The sequence below is a fragment of the Shinella sp. SUS2 genome (assembly GCF_001262505.1).
Classification (GTDB): Bacteria; Pseudomonadota; Alphaproteobacteria; order Rhizobiales; family Rhizobiaceae; genus Shinella.
The window spans coordinates 10,197-22,852 of sequence record NZ_KQ410740.1; the positions used below are offsets into that span (position 1 = coordinate 10,197).

At 63.2% G+C, this 12,656-nt stretch carries 10 protein-coding genes; 1 reads left to right on the forward strand and 9 read right to left on the reverse strand.

Annotation, left to right across the window (positions count from 1 at the left end; genetic code table 11):
* Positions 1-97: 97 nt before the first annotated feature.
* From AKG11_RS35855 to AKG11_RS24845, 6 genes are all read right to left on the reverse strand, one after another.
* A complete protein-coding gene (locus AKG11_RS35855) occupies positions 98-1,243 on the reverse strand; it encodes a GMC family oxidoreductase (protein ID WP_371260150.1) in 1,146 nt (381 codons plus the stop codon).
* Positions 1,149-1,721, reverse strand: a complete 573-nt coding sequence (locus tag AKG11_RS35860; RefSeq protein ID WP_157255832.1) for a GMC family oxidoreductase N-terminal domain-containing protein — start codon at positions 1,719-1,721, stop codon at positions 1,149-1,151. Before AKG11_RS35860 ends, AKG11_RS35855 begins: the two co-directional genes overlap by 95 nt.
* Positions 1,718-3,550 carry a dipeptide ABC transporter ATP-binding protein gene (locus tag AKG11_RS24830; RefSeq protein ID WP_050745853.1) on the reverse strand — a complete coding sequence of 611 codons (1,833 nt, stop codon included), beginning with the start codon at positions 3,548-3,550 and terminating at the stop codon, positions 1,718-1,720. Before AKG11_RS24830 ends, AKG11_RS35860 begins: the two co-directional genes overlap by 4 nt.
* Positions 3,547-4,461: an ABC transporter permease gene (locus tag AKG11_RS24835; protein WP_050745854.1), complete on the reverse strand. Its 915-nt coding sequence runs from the start codon at positions 4,459-4,461 to the stop codon at positions 3,547-3,549. Before AKG11_RS24835 ends, AKG11_RS24830 begins: the two co-directional genes overlap by 4 nt.
* Positions 4,461-5,450, reverse strand: coding sequence for an ABC transporter permease (locus tag AKG11_RS24840; RefSeq protein ID WP_050745855.1), 990 nt, complete (start codon positions 5,448-5,450; stop codon positions 4,461-4,463). The genes AKG11_RS24835 and AKG11_RS24840 overlap by 1 nt, the downstream gene beginning before the upstream one ends.
* Positions 5,451-5,548: 98 nt before the next feature.
* Positions 5,549-7,102, reverse strand: a complete 1,554-nt coding sequence (locus AKG11_RS24845) for an ABC transporter substrate-binding protein (RefSeq protein WP_050745856.1) — start codon at positions 7,100-7,102, stop codon at positions 5,549-5,551.
* Between the two features lie 352 nt (positions 7,103-7,454).
* Here AKG11_RS24845 and AKG11_RS24850 point away from each other — a divergent pair, with 352 nt between their 5' ends.
* A complete protein-coding gene (locus tag AKG11_RS24850; RefSeq protein ID WP_050745857.1) occupies positions 7,455-8,489 on the forward strand; it encodes a helix-turn-helix transcriptional regulator in 1,035 nt (344 codons plus the stop codon).
* 123 nt (positions 8,490-8,612) lie between these two features.
* Here the strand turns inward: AKG11_RS24850 and AKG11_RS24855 are convergent, their stop codons facing one another.
* From AKG11_RS24855 to AKG11_RS24865, 3 genes are all read right to left on the reverse strand, one after another.
* The gene (locus AKG11_RS24855; protein ID WP_050745858.1) at positions 8,613-10,046 is read right to left on the reverse strand and encodes an NAD(P)(+) transhydrogenase (Re/Si-specific) subunit beta; all 1,434 of its coding nucleotides are present in this window, start codon (positions 10,044-10,046) and stop codon (positions 8,613-8,615) included.
* A 19-nt stretch (positions 10,047-10,065) separates the two neighbouring features.
* Positions 10,066-11,646, reverse strand: coding sequence for a Re/Si-specific NAD(P)(+) transhydrogenase subunit alpha (locus tag AKG11_RS24860; RefSeq protein WP_050745859.1), 1,581 nt, complete (start codon positions 11,644-11,646; stop codon positions 10,066-10,068).
* Positions 11,647-11,824: 178 nt separating this feature from the next.
* Positions 11,825-12,625, reverse strand: a complete 801-nt coding sequence (locus tag AKG11_RS24865) for an ABC transporter ATP-binding protein (RefSeq protein WP_024270776.1) — start codon at positions 12,623-12,625, stop codon at positions 11,825-11,827.
* Positions 12,626-12,656 lie beyond the last annotated feature (31 nt).

Sequence of the window (12,656 nt, forward strand, 5' to 3'; positions counted from 1 at the left end):
AAGTTATAGGAAGGGTGTCTCGCCCACGCGCAGGCGCGGGCAAGGTGGAGGATTTCGGTGTCCGGACCGGTGGCCGGACTGTGGTGGGGTCAGATTGTCAGGGTTCTATAAGGTCTGAGGCCCTCTCACCGATCATGATCGATGTGGCATTGGTGTTGCCCGCAATGTGGCGCGGAAAGATCGAGGCATCGGCGACCCAGAGATTGTCGGCGCCGCGGACCTTGAGGTCCGGCGTCAGCACCGCGCGCGCGTCGATGCCCATGCGGCAGGTGCCCACCGGATGCAGGAAGGGCACGGTCGATTTGCGGATATAGGCCTCGTCGGCCACCGCCCCCGCGCTCGGGTCCGGCACGTCGATCAGGTTCATCACCTGCGAACCGAAGGGCGCCGTCGAGGCGATCTTGCGCACCCAGGCAAGGCCGCGTTTCACGCCGTCGAAATCGTCCGGGTGGTCGAGCAGGCGCGGATAGATGGCCACCGGCGCCAGCGGGTCCTTCGAGCGAAGCTCCAGATGGCCCATGCTCTTGGGGTGGTTGATGTTGACCAGGATGGTGGTGAGCTTGCGGTTCGGAACCGTATAGCGGCCCTTCTTCTTCACCCAGCCGAAGGGGAAGAGGTGGAATTGCAGGTCCGGCTCTTCGAAGGACGGATCGGATTTCAGGAAGGCGAGCACCTGCGCGGTCGGCACGCTCATGAAGCCCTTGCGCCGGAAAACCCATTCGGCGAGCGTCTTCACGCCGTTGATCGGCGTCGCTAGGCTGTTGGCCGTCGTCACGTTCATCTCGGCCAGCACATAGAGGCCGGGATGTTCCATGAGGTTGCGCCCGACATCCGGGCTTTCGACGAGAGGCTCGATGCCGTGGCGCTTCAATTGCGCCGGATCGCCGATGCCGGACAGCATCAGGATCTGCGGCGAGTTGATAGAGCCGGCCGACAGCACGACGCCCTTGCGCGCCTTGAAGGTGACGCGCGTTCCGTCCTTGATCGCCCGGATGCCGACGGCGCGACGGCCTTCGAAGAGGATGGTCTCGACGATCGTGCCGTCGACGAAGGTGAGGTCCGGATTGCCGAGCTTCGGCTTGATGAAGGCCTCCCAGGCCGAGTGCCGCTTGCCCTCGCGCGTCGAGCCCTGGTTCCAGGCGACGCCCTCATGGGAGGCGCCGTTGAGGTCTGGGTTGAGCGGCACGCCGGCATTGACGAAACTGTCGAGGAAGGCCTCGGAGACCGGATGTTTCCAGCGCAGGGCCGAGGCCGCCGCGCAGCGCGTTGTCCTTGTCGTTGTCGGCCGTCTCCATCTTGCGGAAATAGGGCAGCACCGAGTTCCAGCCCCAGCCCTTGTTGCCCATGGCTTCCCAGGCGTCGTAGTCCTTCGCCGCGCCGCGGATGAAGATCATGCCGTTGATGGCCGACGAGCCGCCGGGCACGCGGCCGCGCGGCCATTTTTCCACGAGGTTGTCGCGGGTTGGGTCCGGCTGGGTCTGGAAATCCCAGTCGTAGCGCTTGTTGCCGATCGTGTGCACGAGCGCGGCCGGAATGTGGGTAAGGTTCAGACGTTCCTTCTTGCCGGCCTCGACCAGCAGCACGGAATTCTTCTTTTCAAGAAGCCGGGCGGTCAGCGGGCAACCGGCGCTGCCCGATCCCACCACGATATAATCAAATTCTTTCAAGGCACTCATTCGCTGTAGACCTCTGGCGCTGTAGACCTCTGGATTTTCCGTCACGCCGCTTCGACGATTTTCGCCAGGTGACAGGCGGCGAAGGCTTCCCCCGCGCGCGGTGTCAGCACCGGATCGATGGTTGCGCATTTCTCGATCGCGAAGGGACAGCGCGTCCGGAAGCTGCATCCCGGCGGAATGTTGATCGGGTTCGGCGGCTCGCCTTCGAGAAGGTATTTTTCCGGGTCGTAGGGCCGCGCCTCGATCAACGGCACGGCGCTGAGAAGTGCGCGCGTATAGGGATGGCCGGGATTGAAGAAGGTCGTCTGGTTGTCGGAGAGCTCGACGACGCGGCCGAGATACATCACCGCGACGCGGTTGCAGACGCGCCGCACCATGCCGAGATCATGCGAAATGTAGAGGAGCGTGATGCCGCGCTCGCGCTGCAATTTCTCGAAGAGCGCCAGAAGCTTCGTCTGCTCCACCTGGTCGAGCGCCGACAGCGTCTCGTCGAGGATCAGCAGTTCCGGATCGAGCACCATGGCGCGCGCGATGTTCACGCGCTGGCGCTGGCCGGCACTGAGACCCACCGGCAGCTTGTCGTGCAGATCGAGCGACAGGCCGATTTCCTGCATGACCTGCTCGACCTTCGGGCGGATCGCGCTGCCCGCCATGCCGTGGATCCTCAAAGGTTCGGCGATCGTCCGGCCTATGGTGAAATGCGGCGGGATGGCGTTGAACGGGTCCTGCAGCAGAAGCTGGAAGCGCTTGCGCAGGTCGAGCTGGCCCTTGGCATTGAGCCGCGCGATATCCTTGCCCTTGAACAGGATCTGCCCGGTATTGGGCAATTCGAGCAGGCTGAGCAGCCGCGAGAGCGAGGACTTGCCGCAGCCGGATTCGCCGACGATGCCGAGGCTGTCGCCCTTGTGCACATCGAAGGACACGCCGCGCACGGCATGCACATGCTGCTTGCCGAAGAGTTTCGTCGGGTCCTTGGTGCTGTAGACGCGGCTGATGTCGCGCACGGACAGCACCACCTCGCTGTCGGAAATCTTGTCGGCTATCGAGGCGCCGGTGTTGCGCGTGTCGGCCTCCCAGATTTTCGGCAGGTCCGAGATGAGGTTCGCCGTATAGGGATGTTTTGGCGCGCTGAGCAGGTCTTCGAAAGGCTGGTGCTCGACCACCTGGCCGGCGGACAGGACCAGCACCTCGTCGGCGATGTCGTGCAGGGTGCCGAGCGAGGACGAGACGAAGAGGATCGCCGTGTTGAAATCGCGCTGGAGATCCTTCAGCAGGCGCAGGATCTGCGCCGCCACCGTCACGTCGAGCGGCTGGGTGATGTTGTCGGCCACCAGCAGATCCGGCTGGGTGACGAGCGCATCGACGATCATCACGCGCTGCATCATGCCGCCGGAGAACTGGAACGGGAATTCCTGGAAGCGCTGCGCCGCCGAGGGAATCCGCACCGCATCGAGCGTGCGCACGACCCGGCGCGCGGCGTCGGCGTTGCTGATGCCGGGTTCGACGGCTTTCAGCTTCTCCACGATCTGGTGGCCGATCGGGATGGTCGGGTCGAGCGCGCTGCCGGGATCGGAGCCGATATAGGCGATCTTGCGGCCGCGCAGCGCCTGCATCTGCCGCTGCGGCAGCGTGACGAGGTCTTCGCCGCGATAGAGGATCTTGCCGCCGGTAATTTCCAGCGGCCTGGCGACCCAGTTGATCAGTGCGCGCGACAGCACGGTCTTACCGGAGCCGCTTTCGCCGATGATGCCGAGCACGCGGTTTTCCTCGATGCTAAGGGAAACGTCCCGGAGCACCGGCCGCCTTGCGCCGGAGCCGAGAAGCAGATCGACGGAGAGGCCCTGGACATCCAGGATTTTCGAGGACGTGTTCATTCGACCCCCTGCAGAATCTTGTTGCGCGAACGTTCCAGTGCACCACCCATGAAATTGATGCCGCACAGCGAGAGGGCCAGCAGCAGGCCGGGCACGGTGGTGATCCACCAGGCGTTCATGAGGTATTTCGTGCCATCGGCGATGATCGTGCCGAAGGTGGGCGTCGGCGGCTGCACGCCGATGCCGATGAAGCCGAGCGCGGCCTCGAAGATCATCATCTTCGCCACATCCAGCACGGCCACGAAGGCGATCGGCGGCAGGATGTTCGGCGCGATGTGCACGAGCAGGATCCGGAGGTCGGACGCGCCGAGGATCTTGGCCGCCCGCACATATTCCCGCCGCCGCTCGGACAGCGTGACGCTGCGGGCGACACGGGCATAGGCGGGCCAGCCGGCGAGGATGAAGACGAGGATGATGGTCAGCGGCGTCGGCCGCGTGACGCCGAGGATGGTGATCGCCAGGATGACGACGGGGATCGACATCTGCGCATCGGTAAGCCGCATCAGCACCAGCCCGACCCATCCGCCGACATAACCGGCGATCATGCCGATCGCCGAGCCGACGATGAACATGCCGATGACGCTGACGACGCCGATGAACAGCGCGTTGCGCAGGCCGATCAGCGAGCGCGAGAACAGGTCGCGCCCGAGCTGGTCCGTGCCGAAGAGGTAGGGCATGTTCGCGCCGTCGAGAAGCCCGGGTTCGAGGAACTTCTTGCTGACGTTGAACTGCGTCGGCGACAGGTTGAGGAGATAGGGGCCGATCACCGACAGGATGAGCAGCCCGAGCACGATGGCGAAGCCGATCTTGAAATCGGCGGTGCGCCATGCCTTTGCGAAGAGGCTGGTGCCGGGGCCGCGCTTTCTTGCGACGGCCGTTCCGGCGGGATCGATATCCGTTCCGATAGCCATCAGTACTGCAGCCTTCTGTCAATGGTGGTGGCGGCGAAGTCGACGAGGATGTTGACGACGACGAGAACCACGCAGGCGAGGATGGAGATCGCCTGGATGATCGGGAAATCGCGCTGGAACACCGCGTTGATCATCAGGAGGCCCACGCCGGGGAAGTTGAACACGTATTCGATGAGGAACAGGCTGCCGAGCAGCACGCCGACGGCCTGGATGCCGAGCGTGTTGAGAAGCGGGATCAGCGAATTGCGGAAGACGTGGAAGACGATCATGCGCGACCGTGACAGGCCACGGATCTGGCCGACCGAGACATAGGCCTCCATCAGGTTGCCGCTGACCGACACCGCGATCGAGCGGATGAAGACCGGCGCGAGTTCCACGGCCAGCACGATCGCCGGCAGGATGGCGTAGCTGAAGCCCTTGTAGCCGATGGCCGGCAGCCAGCCTGCCTTCGCCGAGACGAGGAAGATCAGCACCAGCGCCAGCCAGATATTGGGCAGCGAGACGAAGATCGAACTCAAATAGAGCGCGAAGCGATCCGGCCACTTGCCCGACCGCAGCCCCGCATAGATGCCGATCGGCACCGCCAGCGCCAGCGCGAAGACGAAGGCAAGGCCGGCGAGCAGCAGGCTGTAGGGCACTGCCGTCGCGATGAGCCCGAGGACCGACGCCCGGTTGGCGGCGTTGAACGTATCGGCGGCGCGGGTGCCGCCGGTGCTGGCGCCCTGGGCGCTGCGCACGAACGAACGCCCGAAATCGCCCTGGGCGATCTGCCCGACATAGCGGCCGAACTGCACGAGGACCGGGTCGCGCAGCCCCATTTCCTTGGCCGTCTGTTCTGCGACCGATGGCGACACCATCGGCCCCAGCATGATGCGCACGGGGTCTCCCGGCACCACCCTCAACAAGGTGAAGATGAGCAGTGCCACGAGGAGAACGATGATGAGACCCTGCGCTATTCTTCGCATGAAGAAATCGAGAGCAAAGAGCATGTAGGGTACCCCGCGATGCCGTTACAGTCTGCCGGCGGACCTTTTGTTTCTGCCGCATTATCCGACGCCGAAGCGATGCCGCTTCGGCTGGAAATACTTTAGATCAGGTCCGCCTTGCTGAGATCGATCGGACCGTTCGGGAAGTAATAGGCACCCTGAAGGCCCTTCGCCGCGCCGTGGAAGTTGACGGCGGAAAACAGCGAGAAGCTCGGCGATTTCTGCGCCATCAGCGGGAAGACCTTTTCCTGAAGGATCTTGAGGCGCTCTTCCGGCGTCGCGGCACCCCGCTCCTCGTCGAGCACGGCGTCGATCTCCGGATCGTTGACGCCGGTGATGAGCGCCGCCTTCGAATGCCAGTTCGGGCGCAGCACCAGGTCGGGCTCCGGCGAACCGGTCATCCAGCCCACGTCGCACATATGGCCCTGGCCCTGGCCATCGGCGGCGCGGTAGATCGCCTGTTCCCAGGCGGCCGGCTCCAGCACGGTCAGCTGCACGTTGAAGCCCTGCTCGGCCATCATGGCGGTGATGATCTCGCCATATTCCTTGGTCTTCGGGTAGAAGCCGATCGAGGTAATGTATTCGAGCGGCGGCAGGCCCTCGCCGTTCGGGAAGCCGGCTTCCGCCAAAAGGCGCTGGCATTCCTCCGGGTCGTATTTCGGATAGGTCTCGATATCCTTGAAGCCGAACTTCATCGGCGAGATGAAGCAGCTCGTCGCCGAGGCGGCGTCGCCCATCAGCATGAGGATCTGTTCGCGATCGATCGCATGGCAGGCGGCAAGCCGGATGCGCGGATCGTCGAAGGGCGCCTTGTTGCAGCGGAAATGCAGGTACTTGTTCTCGGTGGAGAGGCCGCGATGCCCGACGACAGTGGCGTTGCCGGCGAGCGAGGCATATTGCTCCGGCTCCAGGCGCTCGGCGATTTGATATTCGCCGTTCATCAGGCCGAGCAGGCGGGTATTGGCATCCGGCACATAGGCATAGACGATCTGGTCGATTTTCGGCCGGCCGCCGTAATAGGCGTCATTGGCCGCCAGCGTGCTGCGATCGCCGACCGTCTCGACATATTTGAAGGCATTGGTGCCGTTCGGACGCTTCTGCAGGGTCGCGGGATCGGCAACGTCCTTGGCCGACAGGATCGGCAGGAAGCTGGAGATGAACCAGAAGGCGGACGCGGGATAGCCATGTTTGGCGGTGCTGAGGCGCACGGTCAGGCGGTCCACGACCTCAACGTCGACGCGGCCCGGATAGAAGGATGCGGCCGGCCGTTCCGGATTGGAGGCATATTCCATCGTCGCTTTGACGTCCTCGGCGCCGAAGTCCTTGCCGTCATGGAACTTCACGCCGTCGCGCAGCTTGAACTCCAGCGTGTTTGCGTCGATGAGCTGCCAGCTCACCGCGAGATCCGGCTCAAGCTCGGGGACCTTGCCCTCTTCCATCTGGCAGCGGGTCAGATGGCTGAATACGAACTTTTCGAAGTTGGACTGGCCAAGCGTGGTGTGCGATGTCGGGTCCCAGTTCCCGGTCACCGGCCCCATCGAGGCGAGGACCACGGTCTTCTTCGCCTGCGCTGCGGCAGGCCCCGCAATCGAGGCCAAGTTCGCAACTGCAACGACAGCACCTGTACTCGCAAGCAATTCGCGACGTGTAATCATGGATAGGTTCCCTTTATCGTTGATCTGCCGGAGGAGAACGGCGGCTTTCCCGACCACCGTCCCCTTCAATTGCAGCAACGTTAGCAGCAGCACGGCCCTCTCGGCTTGACACCACGTACGTCTTTTTTGTCGCAACGGCAGGATTGTAGCAACGGGCCGGCGCGCATGAGCAATCTATCCGTGCATCAAGCGAGCGCACTACAATTGTCTCGCCGCCTTTTGTCACCGCACGCGGCAAAAGGCCTTGCGATTCGGCCGGGCACCGGCAATCATGATGAAAACATGACGAACAGGCCGCGCGAGGCGCCCGACGTCAAACCTCCCGAACTGCCAATGCGTCGAAGGGTTACGAATGGAACGCGTTATCGATCTGTCATCGCGTATCGACTATGAGATGCTTTTCGATCGGAAAACGGCGCAAACTTACTATGGCGTCGAGCCCGAGCCGGCCGGACGCTACTATGACGACGACCGCGGAATGGTGGTGCGCACCCATGTCGACGGCGGCCCATTCCGCCAGGACCTGATCCAGTTCGAGCCGGACGTGCTCGCCTTTGCCGGCTTCGGCAGCCCGTTTCCGCTGCCCAATGTGCGCCATCATGTGCAGACCGTCGGCGACGAGGACTGGATTCACTTCACCCTCTGTCTGGATTCCGCGATCTGCGAAAACGTGCTCGGTCAGGAAGTGGTCGAGCAGGAGCGCTACGAATGCACGATCACACGCTATCCGGCCAAATCGGTGATCGACCGCATGTCGCGGCTCGACGGGCAATACAAGATCGCCTGTCTCTGGTTCAAACCGAACGCCCTCTTGAGAATGCTCGAAACGACGGAATCGCGCATTCCTGATGAGCTGTTCTGGCTGAAGGCAGGCCGGGTGGACCGCGTCCATCATGCATCGATACCGCTGACGACGCAGATGTATCACGCCGTTAACGACGTCCTGACGTGCAACTTTTCCGGCGGCGTGCGCCGGGCGTTCGTGCGCTCCAAATATCTGGAACTGCTGTCAACGATCTATCAGTCGCTGGTCGACCAGGCCAATCAGAAACGATCGTTCTGCGGCGATGGCGACCATCGCAAGGTCGAGGCGGTGGCGAGCTACCTCACGTCGAACCCCGCCTCGAAGGATTCGCTTGCCGATATCGCGCGGCGCGTCGGCATGAACCGCACCAAGCTCGTCACCACCTTCAAGGAGGTCTACGGCACCTCCGTCGAGGCCTATTGGCGCGACTGGCGCCTGCAGAAGGCGCGCGACCTGCTCGTCAACCGGCAGATGTCGGTGAGCGAGGTCGCCCAGCAGGTCGGCTATTCCGAAATCTCCGCCTTCACCCGCGCCTTCAGCAAACAGTTCGGCATCGCGCCGAAGAAATACCAGATGAAGTGAGCTTTCCGGGCGCTATGCCTTCGGCAAGGCCGGCGACCGACGATGATACAAGCGGTCGCCGAACCATATAGGTTCCCAGCGAATGCAGACCTCCTCCTTCCGCTGGGCGTCCCCGTCCTTGTGCTATGCCAGCGCCGGCAGGAGCTGATCGATGCTCTTCTTGGCGTCACCGTAGAACATACGGGTGTTGTCCTTGAAGAACAGCGGGTTCTCGATGCCGGAATAGCCCGTGCCCTGGCCGCGCTTGGACACGAACACCTGCTTGGCCTTCCAGACCTCGAGGACCGGCATGCCCGATATCGGCGAGTTGGGATCCTCCTGGGCGGCCGGGTAGACGATGTCGTTGGAGCCAATGACGATCACGACATCCGTGTCCGGGAAGTCCTCGTTGATCTCGTCCATTTCCAGAACGATGTCGTAGGGCACCTTGGCTTCGGCAAGCAGCACGTTCATGTGGCCTGGCAGACGGCCGGCAACGGGATGGATGGCAAAGCGTACGGTCTTGCCGGCGGCTCGCAGCTTGCGCGTCAGTTCCGAGACCGACTGCTGGGCCTGCGCCACCGCCATGCCGTAGCCCGGCACGATAACGATGCTGTCAGCCTCGTTGAGCGCAGCGACCACGCCCTCGGCATCGATGGCGATCTGCTCGCCGGTGATCTCCATCGCCGGACCCGTCGCCGCACCAAAGCCGCCGAGGATGACGGAGACGAAGGAGCGGTTCATCGCCTTGCACATGATGTAGGAGAGGATCGCACCCGACGAGCCGACCAACGCGCCGGTGACGATCAAGAGATCGTTGCCGAGCGTGAAGCCGATGGCGGCGGCGGCCCAGCCGGAATAGCTGTTCAGCATGGAAACGACCACCGGCATGTCGGCGCCGCCGATGCCCATGATCAGATGGTAACCGATGAAGAAGGCGGCGAGCGTCATCACGATGAGTGTCCACGCATCGGCACCTTGGACATAGAGCACGAGCAGGACGAGCGAGAGCAGCGCGGCACCAGCGTTGAGCACATGGCCGCCCGGCAGTTTCCTGGCCTTGCCATCCACCTTTCCGGCCAGCTTGCCGAAGGCGACGACCGAGCCGGTGAAGGTGACCGCACCGATGAAGACACCGAGGAACACCTCGGCCTTCATGATCGACAGCTCAACGGGTTCCTTGTGGGCGAGGATGGCTGCAAAACCCGTCAGTGCGGAGCGTCCGGCCTCGTCAAGGCTCGCGACATGCGCCGCCTCCAGATGCGCGTTGAAACCGATGAAGACGGCAGCGAGACCGACGAAAGAGTGCAGCGCCGCAACGAGCTGCGGCATTTCCGTCATCTGCACGCGGGAGGCGACGAAGGCGCCGAGCACCGCGCCGCCTGATATCATCAGCACGATGACGAACCAGTTGCCGACATCGGGTCCGAAGACCGTGGCGATGACGGCAAGGCCCATGCCCACAATGCCGTACCAGACGGCGCGCTTGGCGCTTTCCTGGCCGGAGAGCCCGCCGAGGGAGAGGATGAAGAGAATGGCTGCCGCAATATACGCGGCCGAAACGATACCGATCGTCATGATGAGGACCCTTGCGCGATCAGGATTTCTGGAACATGGCGAGCATGCGCCGGGTGACGAGGAAGCCGCCGACAATGTTGATCGTGGCGATCAGTACGGACAACGCCGAAAGCACCACCACCAGCAGGCTGCCGGAGCCGATCTGCAGCAGCGCGCCAAGGATGATGATGCCCGAGACCGCGTTGGTAACGGCCATCAGCGGCGTGTGCAGCGAATGTGAGACGTTCCAGATGACCTGGAAGCCCACGAAGCAGGCGAGCACGAAGACGATGAAGTGGCTCATGAAGGCCGATGGTGCGAAGGCCCCGACGATGAGCAGCAGCGTCGTGCCGGCGACGAGCAGCGCAAGCTGGCTCTTCGTCTCGGCCTTGACGGCGGCGGTTTCGGCCGCGCGCTTTTCCTCCGGCGTTAGTTCCTTGACTTTTTCCTTCGGCTTCTGCGCAGCGATCGCCGCGATCTTCGGCGGCGGCGGCGGGAAGGTGATCGTGCCCTCGAAGGCAACGGTCGCCCCGCGGATGACATCGTCTTCCATGTTGTGGACGATCCTGCCGTCCTTGCCCGGCGTCAGGTCGGCCAGCATGTGGCGAATGTTGGTGGCATAGAGCGCCGAGGACTGCGCTGCCATGCGGCTCGGAAAGTCCGTGTAACCGATGACGGTGACACCGTTGTCCGAGACGATCTTCTGGTCAGCGACCGTCAGGTCGCAATTGCCGCCACGCTCGGCCGCAAGATCGACGACCACGGAGCCCGGCTTCATCGCAGCAACCATGTCGGCCAACCACAGTTTCGGCGCATCGCGGCCGGGTATCAGCGCCGTCGTGATGACGATGTCCACCTTCGGGGCTAGCTCACGGAACTTGGCAAGCTGCTTCTCGCGGAACTCCGGCGAGGACGGGGCGGCATAACCGCCGGTCGCCGCGCCGTCCTGCGCACCACCATCGAAGTCGAGATAGACGAATTCCGCGCCCATACTCTCGATCTGTTCGGCCACTTCCGGGCGCACGTCGAAGGCATAGGTCTGCGCGCCAAGCGAGGTCGCAACACCGATCGCCGCAAGGCCCGCGACGCCCGCGCCGATGACAAGAACCTTGGCCGGTGGCACCTTGCCGGCGGCCGTGATCTGGCCGGTGAAGAAACGGCCGAAATTGTTGCCGGCCTCTATCACCGCGCGGTAGCCGGCGATGTTGGCCATCGACGACAGCGCATCCATCTTCTGGGCGCGCGAGATGCGTGGCACCATGTCCATGGCGATGACGTTTGCACCCTTCGCCCGGGCCTGATCCAGCAGTTCGCCGTTCTGGCCAGGATAGAAGAACGAGATCAGCGTCTGGCCCGCGGACAGAAGCTCGATCTCTCCGTTCAAAGGCGGACGGACCTTGACGATGACATCGCACGCCGCGACCAGCGCCGCCGCACTGTCGACCACCGTCACGCCCGCGGCGCGGTAGGCATCGTCCGATAGACCTGCCCCAAGCCCCGCACCCGCTTCGACAAAACACGTATGCCCCAGCTTTGCCAGTTGAACCGCGCTATCGGGCGTCAGCGCAACGCGCAGCTCTCCAATGGCCAGCTCCTTGAGAGCTCCAACCTTCTGTCCCATTTCACTTTCCGGCAGGGCCGGCCCTCTGATGTACGCGTGTATTTCGAAAAATCGCCGAGAGGGGAACGCGCAGTGGAGACGTTCTCCCGCGATACGGCGTTCACCGGCGATGCTGCGACCCTGTGCGCGCGAAAACGCGGCACACAAGGTCACCGAGACTTGCTCCTACCGGCGCGCCCTAGTGGGCGACCAGAATGCCCTTGGCCTCGAAGATATCGCGAATCTTGCGGACATAGCCGTGATAGTCCTTGTTCTCGTGTATCCGGCTCCACTGGCGGGGACGGGGCATATCGATGTTGAGATCAAGGTCGACGCGGCCCGGGCGAGGCGACATGACCAAAACGCGGTCCGCCAGGAACACCGCCTCGTCGATGCCGTGTGTGATGAAGAGCACCGTGTTGCCGAGCCGCATCCACATCGACTGGAGATCCATGATCATCTGTTCGCGCGTCAGCGCATCGAGCGCGCCGAACGGCTCGTCCATGAGCAGGAGGCCGGGCTCCTGGATCAGCGCACGGCAGATCGCCACGCGCTGGCGCATGCCGCCGGACAGTTCCGAGGGGTATTTGTTGCCGAACCCTTCGAGCCCCACCTGGGCCAGCAGTTCCTCTGCACGGCTGCGGTATCGCGCGACATCGAGCCGTTTGATCTCGATGGGCAGCAGGATGTTTTCAAGTACGGTGCGCCAATAGAGAAGAAGGTCGGACTGGAAGACGACACCGATCTTGGGATGCGGCTTGACGATGGTCTCCCCATCGATGGCGATCGTACCAGTCGATGCGCCCGTCAGGCCAGCCAGCAGCGACAGAAGCGTGCTCTTGCCGCAGCCGCTCGGGCCGACCACGGCAACAAAGGTGCCGGGCTCGAATTTGAGGTCGATCTTTTCGAGCGCTACGACATCTTCGTCTTCACGCGTCTTGTAGATTTTCGAGAGCCGGGAGATGTCGACCGCCGCACCCGCCTGGACAATAGCATTCATGGGACTACCTCACTGAATCTTCTTTACTTCG